Origin of the sequence: Streptomyces sp. NPDC004435 (genome assembly GCF_042873895.1) — a bacterium.
GTDB lineage: Bacteria > Actinomycetota > Actinomycetes > Streptomycetales > Streptomycetaceae > Streptomyces.
In genome coordinates this window covers 1-18,692 of record NZ_JBIAMB010000019.1, presented here as the reverse complement: position 1 = coordinate 18,692, position 18,692 = coordinate 1, and the positions used below count along the sequence as shown (strand labels likewise).

Here is an 18,692-nt window from a genome sequence, read left to right as displayed (position 1 = left end):
GTGACAGGATCGGAGACGTACCCCACAGGTCGAACGCTCAAGGGAGAGCGCGATGGTCAGCAAGCCGCCGGCGGGCGACCCGGTCCAGGACGCACCGCAGGTCACGTCCCCGCAGCACGCCGCGGCGGGCCTGCCCGCCATCGGACACACCCTGCGGATCGCGCAGGAGCAGATGGGCACCCTGCGGACGGCCCGGACCCTGCTCAAGGTCAACCAGAAGGACGGCTTCGACTGTCCGGGCTGCGCCTGGCCCGAGGGCGACAAGCGGCACCTGGCCGAGTTCTGCGAGAACGGCGCGAAGGCGGTCGCCGAGGAGGCGACGCTGCGGCGGGTGACCCCGGCGTTCTTCGCCGCGCACCCGGTGGCGGAGCTGGCGGAGCGGAGCGGCTACTGGCTGGGGCAGCAGGGCCGGATCACCGAGCCCGTGTACCTGCCCGAGGGCGGGGACCGCTACGAGCCGGTGAGCTGGGAGCGGGCCTTCGAGGTGATCGCGGAGGAGCTGACCGCGCTCTCCTCCCCCGACGAGGCGCTCTTCTACACCTCGGGCCGGACCAGCAACGAGGCGGCGTTCCTGCTCCAGCTCTTCGCGCGCGAGTTCGGCACCAACAATCTGCCGGACTGCTCCAACATGTGCCACGAGTCCTCGGGCTCGGCGCTGACCGAGACGATCGGCATCGGCAAGGGCAGCGTCTCCCTGGAGGACCTGCACCGGGCGGACCTGATCATCGTGGCCGGGCAGAACCCGGGCACCAACCACCCGCGGATGCTGTCGGCGCTGGAGAAGGCGAAGGCGGCCGGGGCGCGGATCATCTCGGTGAACCCGCTGCCGGAGGCGGGCCTGGAGCGGTTCAAGAACCCGCAGACCCCTCAGGGCATGCTGCGGGGGGCGGCGCTCACCGATCTGTTCCTCCAGATCCGGATCGGCGGCGACCAGGCCCTCTTCCGGCTCCTCAACAAGCTGGTCCTGGAGGCGCCCGGGGCGGTCGACGAGGAGTTCGTACGGGAGCACACCCACGGCTTCGAGGCGTTCGCGGCGGCGGCCGGGGAGGCCGACTGGGCGGAGACCCTCGCCGCGACCGGGCTGTCCCGCGAGGAGATCGAGCGGGCCCTGGAGATGGTGCTGGCCTCGGAGCGGACGATCGTCTGCTGGGCGATGGGCCTGACCCAGCACAAGCACTCCGTGCCGACCATCCGCGAGGTGGTCAACCTGCTGCTGCTCCGGGGGAACATCGGACGGCCCGGCGCGGGCGTCTGTCCGGTGCGCGGGCATTCGAACGTGCAGGGCGACCGGACGATGGGCATCTTCGAGCGCCCGGCGCCGGCCTTCCTCGACGCGCTGGACAAGGAGTTCGGGATCGTCTCGCCGCGCCACCACGGCTTCGACGTGGTGCGGTCGATCCAGGCGCTGCGGGACGGCGCGGCGAAGGTCTTCTTCGCGATGGGCGGGAACTTCGTCGGCGCGACCCCGGACACCGAGGTCACCGAGGCGGCGATGCGCAACGCCCGGCTGACCGTGCACGTGTCGACGAAGCTGAACCGCTCGCACGCGGTGACCGGCCGGCGGGCGCTGATCCTGCCGACGCTGGGGCGGACCGACAAGGACGTGCAGAAGAGCGGACGCCAGTTCGTGACGGTCGAGGACTCGATGGGACTGGTGCACGCCTCGCGCGGCAATCTGCCGCCGGCGAGCCGGCACCTGCTCTCCGAGCCGGCGATCGTGGCGCGGATGGCCCGGGCGGTCCTCGGCACCCGTTCGGCGACGCCCTGGGAGGCGTTCGAGGCGGACTACGCGGCGGTGCGGGACCGGATCGCGCGCGTGGTGCCCGGCTTCCAGGACTTCAACGCGCGTCTGGCGGCCGACCCGGGCGGTTTCGCGCTGCCGCACGCGCCGCGGGACGAGCGGCGCTTCCCGACGAAGACCGGCAAGGCCAATTTCACGGCGGCGCCGGTGGAGTACCCGAGGGTGCCCGAGGGGCGGCTGCTGCTGCAGACGCTCCGCTCGCACGATCAGTACAACACCACGATCTACGGCCTGGACGACCGCTACCGGGGGATCCGGGGCGGTCGCCGGGTGGTGCTGGTGCACCCCTCGGACGCGGCGGCGCTGGGGTTCGAGGACGGGGCGTACGCGGATCTGGTGAGCGAGTGGCGGGACGGCGTCGAGCGGCGGGCGCCCGGCTTCCGGGTGGTGCACTACCCGACGGCCCGGGGCTGCGCGGCGGCGTACTACCCGGAGACGAACGTGCTGGTGCCGCTGGAGTCGACGGCCGACATCAGCAACACCCCCGCGAGCAAGTCCGTCGTCGTGCGTCTGGAAGAATCACCGCAACCGTCCGCCTAAGCGCTTGCTCAGCCAGCGGGGGGCGGGAAGGATCAGCCGTACGACGACGAACGGAGCCGGGTCATGGGTGAGCAGCAGCACGTGAAGTTCCCGCAGGAGGTCATCGACGAGTATGCCGCGCTCGGCGTGGATCTGCCGGCGCTGTTCTCGGCGGGGCACCTGGGGAACCGGATGGGTGTCCAGATCCTCGAGGCGTCGGCGGAGAAGGTCGTCGGCACCATGCCGGTGGAGGGGAACACCCAGCCGTACGGGCTGCTGCACGGCGGCGCCTCGGCGGTGCTCGCGGAGACCCTCGGCTCGGTGGGCTCGATGCTGCACGGCGGCTCGTCGAAGATCGCGGTCGGCGTGGACCTGAACTGCACCCATCACCGTGGGGCACGAAGCGGTCTGGTGACCGGCGTGGCGACGCCGGTGCACCGCGGGCGGTCCACGGCGACGTACGAGATCGTCATCAGCGACGAGCAGGGCCGCCGGGTCTGCTCGGCGCGCCTGACGTGCATGCTGCGGGAGATCGGCCCGGGGGACGCGGGGAACCTGCCGGAGCAGGCGAAGCTCAACGGCGCCTGATCCGGGGCCGGTCGGCCGGTTTCGCGAAGGGGGCGGTACGCGGAGGCGTACCGCCCCCTTCGGCGTTCCCCGAGGCGGGCTCCGCGGCGGGGCCGGACCGTCGACCCGCGGCCGGTCACCGTCCGCACTCCGGACTCCCGTCCCCGCATGTCGTTTTCACGCCAGCACCTCCCAACTCTCCAGCCTCGGAGGTACGTTCGAAAGTGGTGGGTTCCGGCCGACTCCGAGGGCGTCCGGGAGGGCGGCCGCCCGCCCCGCCGGCAGGCCGATTTCCTCACGCTCCGTAATCGAGGGCGGGGGCGGCCGGGGAGGAGCCGAAGCTTGACATCCGTCCGCTCAGATCGGGCGCCCCGTCCGATATCCGGAGAGTCGGCGAAGTTTCCCGTCAGTACCAAGATTCCCTCAAGCCCCTTAGCGGAACTGGGCGTTCTCACGATGTGAACACCGTGTTACAGGCCGCTATGCCCGGATTTACCCGGACCTCTCAGCCCCCGCCGAGCCGTCGGCATAACAAGACAGTCACATCCTTCCCTCGCCGCTCCCCGACCCTCCCCACCTGCGCTTAGAGTCACCGCCAGTCACCGCGCCACTGGGCGCGACCTACTGCACGGCCTCGTACCGGCACTCAGTACGGCCCGGCAATCACCAACGGCACCTCTTGCTCCGCAGCTCCACGGCACCGCCTCGGCAGAGGGGGCCGCGCCAGGGAAAGGACCCTTCGTGCGAAACCGTTCGTTGCTCATACTCACCACCGCGGTCACCGCGGGAGCACTCACCCTCACCGCCTGCGGTTCGCGCGACGACAAGGGCGGCGACAGCGGCTCCGGCGACGGCGTGACCGTCACCATCGGCCTGGACGCCCCGCTCACCGGTGAGCTCTCCGCCCTCGGCCTCGGCATCAAGAACTCGGCCGACCTCGCGGTCAACACGGCCAACAACAAGAAGTACGTCTCGGGCGTGACCTTCAAGCTGGTCTCCCTGGACGACCAGGCCCAGCCCTCCGCCGGCCAGCAGAACGCCACCAAGCTGGTCGCCGACAAGACCGTCCTCGGCGTGGTCGGCCCGCTGAACTCCGGCGTCGCCGAGTCGATGCAGAAGGTCTTCGACGACGCCAAGCTGGTGCAGGTCTCCCCGGCCAACACCAACCCGGCGCTCTCCCAGGGCCCGAACTGGGCCTCCGGCGACAAGAAGCGCGGCTACAAGTCGTACTTCCGCACCGCCACCACCGACGCCATCCAGGGCCCGTTCGCGGCCCAGTACGTCTTCAACGACGCCAAGAAGACCAAGGCGTTCATCATCGACGACAAGAAGACCTACGGCGCCGGCCTCGCGGGCACCTTCAAGGGCGAGTGGGAGAAGCTCGGCGGCAAGGTCGTCGGCACCCAGCACATCGACCCCGAGACCAAGGACTTCTCCGCGGTCGCCACCCAGGTCAAGAGCTCCGGCGCGGACGTCGTCTACTACGGTGGCGAGTACCCGGCCGCCGGCCCGCTGGCCAAGCAGATCAAGGAGGCCGGCGCCAAGGTCACCGTCGTCGGCGGTGACGCGCTCTTCTCCCCCGAGTACGTCAAGCTGGCCGGTGCCACCGCGGCCGAGGGCGACATCGCCACCTCCGTCGGCGCGCCGATCGAGTCCCTCGCCTCCGCCAAGGAGTTCCTGGCCAACTACAAGGCCGCGAACTACAAGGAGGCCTTCGAGGCCTACGGCGGCTACTCCTACGACTCGACCTGGTCGATCATCGAGGCCGTCAAGAAGGTCGTCGACGGCAACGGCGGCAAGCTCCCCGACGACGCCCGCGGCAAGGTCGTCGAGGCCCTCCAGGGCGTCTCCTTCGAGGGCGTGACCGGCAAGGTCGCCTTCGACGAGTTCGGTGACACCACCAACAAGCAGCTGACCGCCTACCAGGTCAAGGGCGGCGCCTTCGCCCCGGTCAAGTCCGACACCTTCGGCGAGTGACCGAGCACTCCGGCAGCTGAAACCTCAGCTCCACCCCACTCAGCACCACCTTTCACCGCGCGGGGGGCCGCACACAACCGGCACCCCGCGCGGTGTCATATCCGTCGAAAGTCTCGGAGGACAATGCGGTGAACGAACTGCCGCAGCAGCTGGTCAACGGCCTGCTACTGGGATCCATGTACGGGCTGGTCGCCGTCGGCTACACGATGGTCTACGGCATCGTCCAGCTCATCAACTTCGCCCATGGCGAGATCTTCATGACCGGCGGCTTCGGTGCCCTCACGGTCTGGCTCATCCTGCCCGGCGGCACCAGCATGTGGGTCGCGCTCCCCCTCATGATCATCGGCGCCGTGATCGTCGCGACGACGATAGCCGTCGGAGCGGAACGATTCGCCTATCGTCCGCTCCGCGGCGGCCCACGCCTCGCGCCCCTCATCACGGCCATCGGCCTCTCGCTCGCCCTGCAGTACGCCGTCTGGGTCTGGTACCCGGAGGCCAAGTCCGCGCGGACCTTCCCGCAGATCCCCGGCGGCCCCATCGAACTGGGTCCCGTCACGATCCAGACCGGTGACATCTTCCTCGTCATCGCGGCCCCGATCTGCATGGCCTTCCTCGCCTTCTTCGTCATGCGCACCCGGACCGGGCGCGGCATGCAGGCCACGGCGCAGGACCCCGACACCGCGAAGCTCATGGGCGTCAACACCGACCGGATCATCGTGATCGCGTTCGCCCTCGGCGCCATCTTCGCCGCCGTCGGCGCCGTCGCCTACGGCCTCAAGTACGGCGTCGTCGACTACAAGATGGGCTTCCTCCTCGGACTGAAGGCGTTCACCGCCGCCGTCCTCGGCGGCATCGGCAACATCTACGGCGCCATGATCGGCGGTCTCGTCCTCGGTGTCGCCGAGACGATGGCGACCGCCTACATCGACCAGATCCCCGGTATGGAGCAGCTCGGCGGCCAGTCCTGGGCCAACGTCTGGGCCTTCGTACTCCTCATCGTCGTCCTCCTCGCCAGGCCCCAGGGTCTGCTCGGCGAGCGCGTCGCGGACAGGGCGTGAGCACCATGACCACCATCTCCGAGAACCCCCAGGCACCCGCCGCCGAGGAGCCCGCCAAGACCGCCGACCGTGGTCTCATCGGCTTCCTCCCGGAGCCGATCGCCCGCGCCGTCGCCCTCGGCGGCTCCGTCCTCACCGTGGCGAGCTGCTTCCTCGCCTGGACCTGGGACGAGAGCTTCCCGGGCGACCTCACCGTCTACGGCTACCCGGCCGGCCTCCAGCTCCAGGTCCTGGTGCTCGGCGTGCTGACCGCCCTCTTCGCCCTCTCCTCCTACGGGATCAAGGGCACCGGCTGGCTGACCCCGGCCGGCGCCGACGGCGCGATCCGCTTCGGCGCCCTCGCCACCTTCGCCACCACGTGGTTCACGGTCGGCGCGATCAGCATCGAGCTCGGCGGCCTGGTCAACCTGGAGCCCGGCGGCGCGATCGTCGCCGCCACCTCCCTGATCACCCTGCTCGCCGCCCTCTCCCTGCCCTTCACCCGCCCGGCCCTGATGCCGGTCGACCCGGAGGACACCTTCTGGGACCAGCTCACCCAGCGCCGACGCAACAAGTGGGCGGTGACCAGGGCCGCCTTCGCCGCCCCCCACGCGGCGAAGAAGCTTCCGCCGCTGCCGGCCGCCGTCGAGATCCTGATCATCGCGGTCGTCCTCGGCCTCGCGCTCAGCGTCTTCACCTACGGCATCGGCACCGAGTACGACGAGCTGTTCCTCGGCTTCCTCCTCACGGCCGGCCTCGGCTTCGCCGCGATCGGCGCCTCCGGCCTCCTCAAGCAGGTCACGGCGCTCACCTCGAAGCACCAGAACCTGACGATCGCGGGCGCGTTCATCGCCGCGGCGCTGTTCCCCTTCACCCAGACCGACGACCAGTACGCGACGCTCGGCGTCTACATCCTGATCTTCGCCACGGTCGCCCTGGGCCTGAACATCGTCGTCGGCCTCGCGGGCCTGCTCGACCTCGGCTACGTCGCCTTCCTCGGCGTCGGCGCCTACGCGGCGGCCCTCGTCTCGGGCGCCCCCACCTCGCCGTTCGGCGTGCACCTCCCCTTCTGGGCGGCGATCCTGGTCGGCGCCGCGGCCTCGGTGGTCTTCGGCGTCCTGATCGGTGCCCCGACCCTGCGGCTGCGCGGCGACTACCTCGCCATCGTGACGCTCGGCTTCGGTGAGATCTTCCGCATCACGGTGATGAACACCGACGGCACCTCGGGCCCGGACATCACCAACGGCTCCAACGGCATCGCGTCCATCCCGAACCTGAACTTCTTCGGATTCGACTTCGGGCAGCCGCACACCATCGCCGGATTCACCATCGGCCGGTTCGCCAACTACTTCTTCCTGATGCTGCTGATCACCGCGGTCGTCGTGCTGGTCTTCAAGCGCTCCGGCAACTCCCGCATCGGCCGCGCCTGGGTCGCGATCCGCGAGGACGAGACCGCCGCACTGGCCATGGGCATCAACGGCTTCCGGGTGAAGCTCATCGCCTTCGCGCTCGGCGCCGGCCTCGCCGGCCTCGCCGGTACGGTGCAGGCCCACGTCACCTACACGGTGACCCCGGAGCAGTACCTCTTCGCCGGCCCCATCCCGCCCAACTCCGCCTTCCTGCTCGCGGCCGTCGTCCTCGGCGGCATGGGCACGATGAGCGGCCCGCTGGTCGGCGCGGCCCTGCTCTTCCTCATCCCGAACAAGCTCCAGTTCATGGGCGAGTACCAGCTCTTCGCCTTCGGTGTCGCGCTCGTCCTGATCATGCGCTTCCGCCCGGAGGGCATCATCGCGGACAAGCGGCGCCAGCTCGAGTTCCACGAGCACGAAGAGAAGAACGAGCCGGTCGCTACGCCCGCCAAGGCAGGTGCCTGAACCATGACGACGACCACCACCAAGGCCGACGCCGCCGCGGAGCCGGCCGCCCGCGAGACCGTGCTCGACGCACGCGGGGTCACCATGCGATTCGGCGGCCTGACCGCCGTCCGCGACGTGAACCTGACCGTCAACAGCGGCGAGATCGTCGGTCTGATCGGCCCCAACGGCGCCGGAAAGACCACCTTCTTCAACTGCCTGACGGGTCTGTACGTGCCCACCGAGGGCGAGGTCCGCTACAAGGGCCAGGTCCTGCCGCCCAAGTCCTTCAAGGTCACCGCCGCCGGCATCGCCCGTACCTTCCAGAACATCCGTCTCTTCAACAACATGACGGTCCTGGAGAACGTGCTCGTCGGCCGGCACACCCGCACCAAGGAGGGCCTCTGGTCCGCCCTGCTGCGCGGCCCGGGCTTCAAGAAGGCCGAGGCGGCCTCCGAGAAGCGCGCGATGGAGCTCCTGGAGTTCATCGGCCTGGCGCACAAGGCGCAGCACCTCGCCAAGAACCTGCCGTACGGCGAGCAGCGCAAGCTGGAGATCGCCCGCGCGCTGGCGAGCGACCCGGGCCTCATCCTGCTGGACGAGCCGACCGCCGGCATGAACCCGCAGGAGACCCGCGCGGCCGAGGAACTCATCTTCGCCATCCGCGACATGGGCATCGCCGTGCTCGTCATCGAGCACGACATGCGGTTCATCTTCAACCTGTGCGACCGGGTCGCCGTGCTCGTACAGGGCCAGAAGCTGATCGAGGGCGACAGCCAGACCGTCCAGAGCGACGAGCGGGTCATCGCCGCGTACCTCGGCGAGCCGATCGACGAGACCCCGGCGCCCAAGGCCCCCGAGGCCGAGACCGAGCCGGAGACCGTGGCACCCGCGGCGGAGGCCGAGACCGAGGCACCCGAGGCCGACGACGCTCCGGCCGAGGACGCCCCGGCCGACGACGCCGACGCCGACGCCGCTCCGGCGGAGGAGACCCCGGCCGAGGACGACACCCCGGCGGACGCGGCGAAGACCGCGAAGGACGCCGCTCCGGGCAAGGAGAACGACGCATGACCGCACTGCTCGAAGTCGAGGACCTGCGCGTCGCCTACGGAAAGATCGAGGCCGTCAAGGGCATCTCCTTCTCCGTGGAGGCGGGCGAGGTCGTCACCCTCATCGGCACCAACGGCGCCGGGAAGACCACCACCCTGCGGACCCTCTCCGGGCTCCTCAAGCCGGTCGGCGGACAGATCAAGTTCGAGGGCAAGTCCCTCCGCAAGATCCCCGCGCACAAGATCGTCTCGCTGGGTCTGGCCCACTCCCCCGAGGGCCGCCACATCTTCCCGCGCATGAGCATCGAGGAGAACCTGCTCCTCGGCGCCTTCCTCCGCAAGGACAGCGCCGGCATCGCCAAGGACGTCCAGCGCGCCTACGACCTCTTCCCGATCCTGGGCGAGCGTCGCAAGCAGGCGGCCGGCACGCTCTCCGGCGGTGAGCAGCAGATGCTCGCCATGGGCCGGGCACTGATGTCCCAGCCGAAGCTGCTCATGCTCGACGAGCCCTCCATGGGCCTCTCGCCGATCATGATGCAGAAGATCATGGCGACCATCGCCGAGCTGAAGGCCCAGGGCACCACGATCCTGCTCGTCGAGCAGAACGCCCAGGCCGCGCTGGCGCTCGCGGACCACGGTCACGTGATGGAGATCGGCAAGATCGTGCTCTCGGGCACGGGCGGCGACCTGCTCCACGACGAGTCCGTCCGCAAGGCGTACCTCGGCGAGGACTGACAGCCCGTAGGAACACGAGGAGGCCCGCCCCGCGCGACGCGGGGCGGGCCTCCTGCCGTGTACCGGACCGGCCGGGCTACTGCCCCTTGGCGGCCTTCTTCTCCTCGGCGTCCTCGATGACGGCCTCGGCGACCTGCTGCATGGACATGCGGCGGTCCATGGAGGTCTTCTGGATCCAGCGGAAGGCGGCCGGCTCGGAGAGGCCGTACTGGGTCTGGAGGATCGACTTGGCGCGGTCGACCAGCTTGCGCGTCTCCAGGCGCTGGGAGAGGTCGGCGACCTCCTGCTCCAGGGCGCGCAGCTCGGCGAAGCGGGAGACGGCCATCTCGATGGCGGGCACGACGTCGCTCTTGCTGAAGGGCTTGACCAGGTAGGCCATGGCGCCGGCGTCGCGGGCGCGCTCGACGAGGTCACGCTGGGAGAAGGCGGTGAGCATGAGGACCGGGGCGATGGACTCGCCGGCGATCTTCTCGGCGGCGGAGATGCCGTCGAGCTTGGGCATCTTCACGTCGAGGATGACGAGGTCGGGGCGGTGTTCGCGGGCCAGCTCGACGGCGGCCTCGCCGTCGCCGGCCTCACCGACGACCGTGTAGCCCTCCTCCTCCAGCATCTCCTTGAGGTCGAGGCGGATGAGGGCCTCGTCCTCGGCGATGACGACGCGGGTCGTCAGCGGCGGGACGTGCGACGCGTCGTCGGCGTCGTCGGCGGGCTGGGGCGACTCGGGGGCGGTCACGCGGGCTCCTCGTTGCGGGGCAGATCTGCTGCTACATGAGCCTACCTAGGTCCTGTATGTTTGAGACACAACAGGTTGCCAATGACCTTCGTTTCGAAGGATGCCCCGGTAGCCCAGCGGAAGAGGCGATGGTCTCAAACACCATACAGCGTGGGTTCGAATCCCACCCGGGGCACTTCTCCTTAGATTCCAAGGAGGCCAACCGTTGGGAATTCGTCACCCACACGCGTGAAGTCCGGTCATCCGCATCCCGCAATCGGGAGCAACTCGGCCATTGTCGGCCACGTGTACGACGCCGAATCGCGCCAGCAGGCGCTCGCTCTTGTCGCCGAAGGCCGAAGCCTCAGCTCTGTCAGCAAGCAGACCGGGATATCCCGCGCCGCCATCCGCAGTTGGCAGGCGCGCGCCGCACCCCGCTCCCGCCACTTTTCGCCCTGCGCACGATGCCGCCCCACACCGGGTGCGCCCGACCCGGCGGATTCGTACGCCTACCTCCTGGGGCTCTACCTCGGCGACGGCTGCATCAGCCGGCCCCCGCAGCACCGAACCGCGAGCCTCCGCATCACCCTCGACGACGCCTGGCCCGGCGTGCAGCAGGAGGCTGCGGCATCCCTGCGCGCGGTATTCCCGGACAACGCGATCGGCTGGGTGCCGAAGGCCGGGTGCCACGACCTCAAGGTGTACTCCAGACACCTCGGGTGCCTCTTTCCCCAGCACGGACCCGGCAAGAAGCACGAGCGCCGTATCGCCCTCGAAGTCTGGCAGCAGGAGATCATCGATGCGCACCCGTGGGAGTTCGTGAGGGGGCTTGTCCACTCCGACGGCTGCCGGATCACCAATTGGACGACTCGCCTCGTCGGCGGCGAACGCAAGCGGTACGAGTATCCCCGGTACTTCTTCACCAACAAGTCGGGCGACATCCGGAAGCTGTTCGGCGACACTCTCACCAGGGTCGGTGTCGAGTGGAGAGCCGCCCGAGGCACCCACCCCTACAACATCTCCGTCGCCCGCAAGGCGTCCGTCGCGCTCATGGACGCCCACGTGGGCCCGAAGCACTGAGCAGCGCGTCCGGTCGCTTTCAGCGAGCGCCAGTCGAACGGGCGTCGGTCGCGGCGGCGCGTACGAGCGATTCCGCCACGGTCATGGCCGCGCCGCCGTAGGCCACGGGAACGCGGGAGCCCCGCCACCAGGACTGGTGGCGGGGCTCTTTCGGTGCACCGTCGCGCGACTACGAGAGCGGGTCCCCGATGTGGTGGACGCGGACGAGGTTGGTGGAGCCGGAGACGCCGGGCGGGGAGCCGGCCGTGATCACCACGATGTCGCCCTTCGCGCAGCGCCCGATCCGCAGCAGCTCCTCGTCGACCTGCGCGACCATGGCGTCGGTGGAGTCGACGTGCGGGCCGAGGAAGGTCTCGACGCCCCAGGTCAGGTTGAGCTGCGAGCGCGTCGCCGGGTCCGGCGTGAAGGCCAGCAGCGGGATCGGCGAGCGGTAGCGGGAGAGCCGCCGCACGGTGTCGCCGGACTGGGTGAAGGCGACGAGGAACTTCGCGCCGAGGAAGTCGCCCATCTCGGCGGCGGCACGGGCCACCGCGCCGCCCTGGGTGCGGGGCTTGTTCCGCTCGGTCAGGGGCGGGAGACCCTTGGCGAGGACGTCCTCCTCGGCCGCCTCCACGATCCGGCTCATCGTGCGGACGGTCTCGACCGGGTGGCGGCCGACGCTGGTCTCGCCGGAGAGCATGACGGCGTCGGTGCCGTCGATGACGGCGTTGGCGACGTCGGACGCCTCGGCACGGGTGGGCCGGGAGTTCTCGATCATCGAGTCGAGCATCTGGGTGGCGACGATGACCGGCTTGGCGTTGCGCTTCGCCAGCTTCACCGCGCGCTTCTGGACGATCGGGACCTGCTCCAGCGGCATCTCGACGCCGAGGTCGCCGCGGGCGACCATGATGCCGTCGAAGGCGGCGACGATCTCCTCGATGTTCTCGACCGCCTGCGGCTTCTCGATCTTGGCGATGACCGGGAGGCGGCGGCCCTCCTCGTCCATGATCCGGTGGACGTCCTCGATGTCCCGGGCGGAGCGGACGAAGGAGAGCGCGATGACGTCCGCGCCGGTGCGCAGCGCCCAGCGGAGGTCCTCGACGTCCTTCTCGGAGAGCGCGGGGACCGAGACGGCGACGCCCGGCAGGTTGAGTCCCTTGTGGTCGGAGACCATGCCGCCCTCGACGACCCGGGTGACCACCCGCGGGCCGTCGACGGAGGTGACCTCCAGGGTGACCCGGCCGTCGTCGACGAGGATCCGCTCGCCGGCGGTGACGTCCGCGGCGAGGCCGGAGTAGGTGGTGCCGCAGCGGTGGCGGTCGCCCTCCAGCGGCTCGACGGTGATGGTGAACTCGTCGCCACGTTCAAGGAGTACCGGGCCCTCGCGGAAACGGCCGAGCCGGATCTTCGGGCCTTGAAGGTCGGCGAGGACCCCGACGCTGCGGCCGGTCTCGTCGGCCGCCTTGCGGACCCGCTGGTAACGCTCCTCGTGCTCGGCGTAGGTGCCGTGGCTGAGGTTGAGGCGGGCCACGTCCATTCCGGCCTCGATCAACGCCTTGATCTGGTCGTATGTTTCGGTGGCGGGCCCAAGGGTACAAACGATTTTCGCTCGGCGCATGAGGCGAGCCTAGGGCCTTACCCATCAGTAGCCGGTGGGATGGGCATGACTACTCAACAACCTTTGCGTGAAACGTTGTTGACAAGACTTGAATCTGTGCGCCGGGCTGCTCCGATGAGCGATTTCCACGCCCCCGGGCCTGCCGTCTCAGAGTGCGGGCGGCAGCATCGTGAAGCGCGCGACGACCTCGGCGGTCACCTCCTGCGGCTGCGGTTCGAGGTCGAGGGAGGGGGCCCCGCCCGCCTCCCCCCGCGCGAAGGCGGCGGCGGCCGGCGCGAAGCCGCCGTGCCGGTACAGGCCCGGCTCCGTCGCGCCGGCGTCCGACAGTTCGAGGAGTGAGCCCAGCGAGGTGCCCAGTGCCTCCGCGTAGGCGCGCGCCCGGCGTACGGCCTCCGTCACCGCGAGCCGGCGCGCCTCGGCGTACGCGCGCGAGTCCGGCCGCAGTTCCCACCAGGGCCCGTTCACCTCCGTCTGCTCCCCGTCGGCGAGTTCGGGCACCAGCTCGCCGAGGACGGTGAAGTCGGTGAGTTCGGCGGTGATCCGCACGTGCCCCCGGTGGATCCGCGCCTCGCCCTTCCCGCGGCGGGGCGGCTCAGGGGCGACCGAGAAGCCGCCCGTCTCCAGCTTCGACACGGCCGCCCCGCGCGCCCTGATCAGGTCGAGGACCTGGGCGTTGCGACGGGTCAGGTCGGCGAGCACGCCGGCCCGGTCGGCGCCCCGCGCGGAGACGGCCACCGCGATCCTGGCCAGCTCGGGCTCGACCTCCAGGCGGCCCTCTCCGCGGACCGTCACCTGCGGGGCCTGCGGGGTGGGATGCGGCTGCGACACGGCGGACTCCTCGGGAACGGGGATCGATGGCATACGAACACTTTCCCACTCCGTAACCCGAAAGGGCTGTTGCCGAGGAAAGGTCTGAGCCAGAATCTACGCGCGTTGTGCACCGGGGACAGCGCCACGAAATGAGGAGTACGCACATGCCGCTGAACCGCCGGACCTTCCTGGAGAGTTCCGCCGCCATCGGAGCCGGGGCCGCCCTCACCGCCGGGGCCGCCTCCCCCGCCGCGGCGCACGATCACCGCCCCAGGCCGGCCAAGCGGTACTCCTTCACCGTCATGGGCACCACCGATCTGCACGGCAACGTCCTCAACTGGGACTACTTCACGGACAAGGAGTTCGACGACAAGGCCCACAACGACGTCGGCCTCGCGAAGATCTCCACCCTGGTGAACCGGGTCCGTGCCGAGAAGGGCCGCCGCAACACGCTCCTCATCGACGCCGGCGACACCATCCAGGGCACCCAGCTCTCGTACTACTACGCCAAGATCGACCCCATCACCCGCAAGGGCGGTCCGGTCCACCCGATGGCCCAGGCCATGAACGCCATCGGCTACGACGCCGCCGCGCTCGGCAACCACGAGTTCAACTACGGCATCCCGGTGCTGCGGAAGTTCGAGGAGCAGTGCGACTTCCCGCTGCTCGGCGCCAACGCCCTCGACGCGAAGACGCTGCGCCCGGCCTTCCCGCCGTACAGCGTCCATCGGCTGCGCACCCCGCACGGCCGGGATGTCAGGGTCGCGGTCCTCGGTCTGACCAACCCCGGCATCGCGATCTGGGACAGGGCCAACGTCAGCGGCCGGATGGTCTTCCCCGGCCTGGAGGAGCAGGCCGCGAAGTGGGTGCCGAGGCTGCGTTCCATGGGCGCCGACGTGGTGATCGTCTCCGCCCACTCCGGCTCCAGCGGCACCTCCTCGTACGGCGACCAGCTCCCCCACGTCGAGAACGCGGCCGGGCTCGTCGCCGAGCAGGTCCCCGGCATCGACGCGATCCTCGTCGGCCACGCCCACACCGAGATCCCCGAGTACCGGATCGCCAACAAGGTGACCGGCGAGGAGGTCGTCCTCTCCGAGCCGCTGAAGTGGGGCCAGCGCCTCACCCTCTTCGACTTCGACCTCGTGTGGGCGAAGGGCCGCTGGACGGTGGAGAAGGTCGCCGCCCAGGTCCTCAACTCCAACACCGTCGAGGAGGACCCGAAGATCACCGGGCTGCTGGCCGACGAGCACAAGAAGGTCGTGGAGTACGTCAACACGGTCATCGGCACCTCCACCGCCGTCATGACCACGGCCGACGCGCCGTGGAAGGACGAGCCGATCATCGACCTGATCAACGTCGTCCAGGCCGAGACCGTGAAGGCGGCGCTGGCCGGCGGCGCGTACGCCGATCTGCCGGTGCTCTCGCAGGCGTCCTGCTTCTCCCGGACCGCCCGCATCCCGGCCGGCGCGATCACGATCAAGGACGCCGCCGGGCTGTACCCCTTCGAGAACACCCTGGAGGCCCGCCTGATGACGGGCGCCCAGCTGAAGGAGTACCTGGAGTACTCGGCGAGGTACTACGTCCAGACCCCGGCGGGCGCCCCCGTCGACACCGCGAAGCTCACCAACGCGGACAACACCCCGGACTACAACTACGACGCCGTCTCCGGCCTGACCTACGAGATCGACATCGCCAGGCCCGCCGGGCAGCGGATCACCGGCCTCTCCTTCCAGGGCGCGCCCCTGGACCCGGCGGCGCGGTTCGTGCTCGCCGTCAACAACTACCGGGCCGCCGGCGGAGGCGCCTTCCCGCACGTCGCCGGCGCCGAGCAGCTCTGGGCGAACTCGGACGAGATCCGCAACACGATCATCCAGTGGGTGCGGGCCAAGGGGACGGTCGACCCGGGGCAGTTCGCGTCGGTGGACTGGAAGCTGACCCGGGACGGCGTGCCGGTGTTCTAGGGCTTCAGTGCTCCACGAGAGGCGTCAGCTTCCGGCCCTGGGCCGGGATGCCCGGCGCCTCTCGTGCCTCGCGTGTCTCCAGGCCGAAGCTGGTGAAGGCGGTCCGCCGCGGCAGCGGGTACGGCTCCTTGCCCGTGACCGAGTTGAGGATGACGGCGCTGCGCCAGGCGGCGAGACCCAGGTCGGGGGCGCCCACGCCGTGGGTGTGGCGCTCGGCGTTCTGCACGTACACCGATCCGGTGACCGACGGGTCGAGGACCAGCCGGTACCGCTCGTCGATCTTCGCCCGGCCCGCCGAGTCGTGCCGCAGATACGGGTCGAGCCCGGCCAGCATCCGGTCCACCGGGCGCTCCCGGTAGCCGGTGGCGAGGACGACGGCGTCGGTGGTGAGCCGGGAGCGGGAGCCCTGCTGGACGTGTTCCAGGTGCAGCTCGACCTGGGTGGTGGCCACCCGGCCGGCCGTGCGGACCCGGACGCCGGGGGTGAGGACGGCGTCCGGCCAGCCGCCGTGCAGGGTGCGCCGGTAGAGCTCGTCGTGGAGGGCCGCGATGGTGTCCGCGTCGATGCCCTTGTGCAACTGCCACTGGCGGGGCATCAGTTCACCGCGGACCGGCTCGGGCAGGGCGTGGAAGTAGCGGGTGTAGTCGGGCGTGAAGTGCTCCAGACCCAGCTTCGAGTACTCCATGGGCGCGAACGCCTCGGTGCGGGAGAGCCAGCTGATCCGCTCGGCGCCGGCCGGGCGGGCCCGGAGCAGGTCGAGGAAGACCTCGGCGCCGGACTGGCCGGAGCCGATGACGGTGACGTGGCCCGCGGCGAGCAGCCGTTCCCGGTGGGCGAGGTAGTCGGCGGAGTGGATCACCGGGACGCCGGGGGCGTCGGCGAGCGGGCGCAGCGGCTCGGGGACGTACGGCTCGGTGCCGATGCCCAGGACGACGTTGCGGGTGTAGGCGCGGCCGAGGGCGGCGGCCTCGCCGTCCTGGTCGAGCTGGGTGAAGTCGACCTCGAACAGCTTCCGTTCGGGGTTCCAGCGGACCGAGTCGACCTGGTGGCCGAAGCGGAGGCCGGGGAGCCGCTCGCTGACCCAGCGGCAGTAGGCGTCGTACTCGGCGCGCTGGATGTGGAACTTCTCGGCGAAGTAGAAGGGGAAGAGCCGTTCGATGGCGCGCAGGTAGCTGAGGAAGGACCAGGGGCTGGCGGGGTCGGCGAGGGTCACCAGGTCGGCGAGGAAGGGGACCTGGAGGGTGGCGCCGTCGATGAGGAGGCCCGGGTGCCAGTGGAAGGCGGGGCGCTGTTCGAAGAAGGTGGCGTCGATGCCGCCGGGGACGCCGTCGGCGAGGGCGGCGAGCGAGAGGTTGAAGGGGCCGATGCCGACGCCGACCAGATCGTGCGGGCGGTCGAGGTCCTGCTGGGGGGTGCTGCCGGTCATCGGTCGGTGCCGCCTTCCGCGAGTTCCACGAGGGAGATGAGCTGGGCCAGGTCGTCGAGGGTGGTGTGGGGGTTGAGGAGGGTGGCCTTCAGCCAGAGCCGGCCGTCCGCCTCGGCGCGGCCCAGGACGGCGCGGCCGTCGGTGAGGAGGGTCCGCCGGATCGCGGCGACCCGCTCGTCGCGCGCGCCGGCGGGGCGGAAGAGGACGGTGGTGAGGGCGGGCCGGGCGCGCAGTTCCAGGCCGGGGGCCTTCTCCACCAGGTCGGCGAGGTCCTGGGCGCGCTCCATGCAGAGGTCGGCCAGGGCGCCGAGGCCGGAGCGGCCGAGGGCGCGCAGGGTGACGGCGGCCTTGAGGACGTCGGGGCGGCGGGTGGTGCGCAGGGAGCGGCCGAGGAGGTCGGGGAGGCCGGCCTCGGTGTCGTCGTCGGCGTTGAGGTAGGCGGCGGTGTGGGCGAGGGCGGTGAGGTCGGCGGGGTCGCGGACGGCGAGGAGTCCGGCGGCGGCCGGCTGCCAGCCGAGTTTGTGCAGGTCGAGGCCGACGGTACGGGCCCGGTCCAGGCCCGCCAGGAGGGGGCGGTGGGTGCGGCTGAGGAGGAGCGGGCCGCCGTAGGCCGCGTCGACGTGGAGCTCGGCGCCGTGCGCGGCGCAGGCGTCGGCGAGTTCCGGGAGGGGGTCGACGAGGCCCTCGTCGGTGGTGCCGGCGGTGGCGGCGAGGAGGACGGGTCCTTCCAGGCCGGCGAGGGTGCGGGCCACGGTTTCGGGGTCGAGGACGCCGTGCGGGGTGGGGAGGGTGAGCGGCTCGGGGAGGCCGAGGAGCCAGGCGGCGCGGCGGACGGAGTGGTGGGCGTTGGCGCCGGTGACGGTGGTGAGGGCGGGGCCGTGGCGCTCGCGGGCGAGGAGCAGGGCCAGCTGGTTGGCCTCGGTGCCGCCGGTGGTGACGAGGGCGTCGGGGCGGGCCGCCGTGGGGAAGACCTCGGCGGCGAGCGCGGCGGTGACCTCCGCTTCCAGGGCGGAGGCGGCGGGCGCCTGGTCCCAGGAGTCCATGGAGGGGTTGAGCGCGGTGGCGGCCAGGTCCGCGGCGGCGGCGACGGCGAGCGGCGGGGTGTGCAGATGGGCGGCGCAGAGCGGGTGGGCGGGGTCGGCGGCGCCGGCGGCGATGAGGTGGACGAGGGTGCGCAGGGCCTCGTCGGGCCCGCTGCCGGTCTCGGGGAGTACGGCTCCGAGCGTGTCGCGGACCCTGGCCGTGACGGCGAGGGGCCCGCCGGCCGGGAGCGGGCCGCCGCGTTCCTCCGCGCCGGTGCGCAGGGCGTCCAGGGCGATGCCGAGGAGGCGGCTGAGCGGGGTGGGCTGGGCGGCGAGGGGTGGCGGGGGTGCGGCACGCATGGACGACAGGGTGCCGGGCGGGTGCGGGCCTTGTCCGGCGACCGTGATGACATGACCCGAACGAGGGACACCGGCTTGCGGGCCGGGGGGGGGGGGGGCGGGGCCGGCGGCGGCCCCCCCCGCCCCCCCCCCCGCGGCGCGCGGGGGCGCGGCCGGGGCGGGGCGGACGCGCGGGGGGCGGCGGGC

General features: G+C 71.0%; 14 protein-coding genes and 1 tRNA gene. 10 read left to right on the top strand and 5 right to left on the bottom strand.

What is annotated here, in order from left to right; all coding sequences use genetic code 11:
• The first annotated feature begins 52 nt into the window (after positions 1-52).
• From ACFYT9_RS29370 to ACFYT9_RS29340, 7 genes are all read left to right on the top strand, one after another.
• Entirely contained in the window at positions 53-2,341 is a 2,289-nt protein-coding gene (locus ACFYT9_RS29370) for an FdhF/YdeP family oxidoreductase (protein WP_389168766.1), read from the top strand.
• Between the two features lie 63 nt (positions 2,342-2,404).
• The gene (locus ACFYT9_RS29365; RefSeq protein ID WP_376603956.1) at positions 2,405-2,908 is read left to right on the top strand and encodes a PaaI family thioesterase; all 504 of its coding nucleotides are present in this window, start codon (positions 2,405-2,407) and stop codon (positions 2,906-2,908) included.
• Between the two features lie 720 nt (positions 2,909-3,628).
• A complete protein-coding gene (locus ACFYT9_RS29360; RefSeq protein ID WP_389168764.1) occupies positions 3,629-4,864 on the top strand; it encodes a branched-chain amino acid ABC transporter substrate-binding protein in 1,236 nt (411 codons plus the stop codon).
• A 128-nt stretch (positions 4,865-4,992) separates the two neighbouring features.
• Positions 4,993-5,922, top strand: a complete 930-nt coding sequence (locus ACFYT9_RS29355) for a branched-chain amino acid ABC transporter permease (RefSeq protein ID WP_376603419.1) — start codon at positions 4,993-4,995, stop codon at positions 5,920-5,922.
• A complete protein-coding gene (locus tag ACFYT9_RS29350) occupies positions 5,919-7,775 on the top strand; it encodes a branched-chain amino acid ABC transporter permease (RefSeq protein WP_387274122.1) in 1,857 nt (618 codons plus the stop codon). Before ACFYT9_RS29355 ends, ACFYT9_RS29350 begins: the two co-directional genes overlap by 4 nt.
• 3 nt (positions 7,776-7,778) lie before the next feature.
• Positions 7,779-8,825 carry an ABC transporter ATP-binding protein gene (locus ACFYT9_RS29345; protein ID WP_389168762.1) on the top strand — a complete coding sequence of 349 codons (1,047 nt, stop codon included), beginning with the start codon at positions 7,779-7,781 and terminating at the stop codon, positions 8,823-8,825.
• Positions 8,822-9,538, top strand: coding sequence for an ABC transporter ATP-binding protein (locus tag ACFYT9_RS29340; RefSeq protein WP_376603425.1), 717 nt, complete (start codon positions 8,822-8,824; stop codon positions 9,536-9,538). Before ACFYT9_RS29345 ends, ACFYT9_RS29340 begins: the two co-directional genes overlap by 4 nt.
• Before the next feature lie 76 nt (positions 9,539-9,614).
• Here ACFYT9_RS29340 and ACFYT9_RS29335 read toward each other — a convergent pair whose 3' ends face one another.
• Positions 9,615-10,271, bottom strand: coding sequence for an ANTAR domain-containing response regulator (locus ACFYT9_RS29335; protein ID WP_389168760.1), 657 nt, complete (start codon positions 10,269-10,271; stop codon positions 9,615-9,617).
• A 102-nt stretch (positions 10,272-10,373) separates the two neighbouring features.
• On the opposite strand from ACFYT9_RS29335, the gene ACFYT9_RS29330 reads away from it, so the two are divergent.
• Positions 10,374-10,446: transfer RNA gene (locus ACFYT9_RS29330), tRNA-Leu, on the top strand.
• A gap of 110 nt (positions 10,447-10,556) precedes the next feature.
• Positions 10,557-11,330, top strand: a complete 774-nt coding sequence (locus tag ACFYT9_RS29325) for a transcriptional regulator (RefSeq protein WP_389168758.1) — start codon at positions 10,557-10,559, stop codon at positions 11,328-11,330.
• A gap of 169 nt (positions 11,331-11,499) precedes the next feature.
• Here the strand turns inward: ACFYT9_RS29325 and pyk are convergent, their stop codons facing one another.
• Together pyk and ACFYT9_RS29315 are read right to left on the bottom strand one after the other, a co-directional pair.
• Positions 11,500-12,927 (bottom strand): pyruvate kinase, encoded by a 1,428-nt coding sequence (gene pyk / locus ACFYT9_RS29320; protein WP_389168756.1) that lies wholly within the window; start codon positions 12,925-12,927, stop codon positions 11,500-11,502.
• Between the two features lie 147 nt (positions 12,928-13,074).
• Entirely contained in the window at positions 13,075-13,755 is a 681-nt protein-coding gene (locus ACFYT9_RS29315) for an SIMPL domain-containing protein (RefSeq protein ID WP_389168754.1), read from the bottom strand.
• Positions 13,756-13,901: 146 nt separating this feature from the next.
• On the opposite strand from ACFYT9_RS29315, the gene ACFYT9_RS29310 reads away from it, so the two are divergent.
• Entirely contained in the window at positions 13,902-15,698 is a 1,797-nt protein-coding gene (locus ACFYT9_RS29310; RefSeq protein ID WP_389168752.1) for a bifunctional metallophosphatase/5'-nucleotidase, read from the top strand.
• Between the two features lie 4 nt (positions 15,699-15,702).
• On the opposite strand, the gene ACFYT9_RS29305 is transcribed toward ACFYT9_RS29310, so the two are convergent.
• Together ACFYT9_RS29305 and ACFYT9_RS29300 are read right to left on the bottom strand one after the other, a co-directional pair.
• Positions 15,703-17,124, bottom strand: coding sequence for a lysine N(6)-hydroxylase/L-ornithine N(5)-oxygenase family protein (locus ACFYT9_RS29305; RefSeq protein ID WP_389168750.1), 1,422 nt, complete (start codon positions 17,122-17,124; stop codon positions 15,703-15,705).
• Positions 17,121-18,506: a pyridoxal phosphate-dependent decarboxylase family protein gene (locus ACFYT9_RS29300; RefSeq protein ID WP_389168748.1), complete on the bottom strand. Its 1,386-nt coding sequence runs from the start codon at positions 18,504-18,506 to the stop codon at positions 17,121-17,123. Before ACFYT9_RS29300 ends, ACFYT9_RS29305 begins: the two co-directional genes overlap by 4 nt.
• Positions 18,507-18,692: the final 186 nt, after the last annotated feature.

What these genes read in the sequence shown, in the direction of transcription:
- ACFYT9_RS29310 (WP_389168752.1), top strand. Translation starts at nt 13,902, where the DNA reads ATGCCGCTGAACCGCCGGACCTTCCTGGAGAGTTCCGCCGCCATCGGA.
- pyk (WP_389168756.1), bottom strand. Translation starts at nt 12,927, where the DNA reads ATGCGCCGAGCGAAAATCGTTTGTACCCTTGGGCCCGCCACCGAAACA.
- ACFYT9_RS29300 (WP_389168748.1), bottom strand. Translation starts at nt 18,506, where the DNA reads ATGCGTGCCGCACCCCCGCCACCCCTCGCCGCCCAGCCCACCCCGCTC.
- ACFYT9_RS29305 (WP_389168750.1), bottom strand. Translation starts at nt 17,124, where the DNA reads ATGACCGGCAGCACCCCCCAGCAGGACCTCGACCGCCCGCACGATCTG.
- ACFYT9_RS29345 (WP_389168762.1), top strand. Translation starts at nt 7,779, where the DNA reads ATGACGACGACCACCACCAAGGCCGACGCCGCCGCGGAGCCGGCCGCC.
- ACFYT9_RS29365 (WP_376603956.1), top strand. Translation starts at nt 2,405, where the DNA reads ATGGGTGAGCAGCAGCACGTGAAGTTCCCGCAGGAGGTCATCGACGAG.
- ACFYT9_RS29370 (WP_389168766.1), top strand. Translation starts at nt 53, where the DNA reads ATGGTCAGCAAGCCGCCGGCGGGCGACCCGGTCCAGGACGCACCGCAG.
- ACFYT9_RS29340 (WP_376603425.1), top strand. Translation starts at nt 8,822, where the DNA reads ATGACCGCACTGCTCGAAGTCGAGGACCTGCGCGTCGCCTACGGAAAG.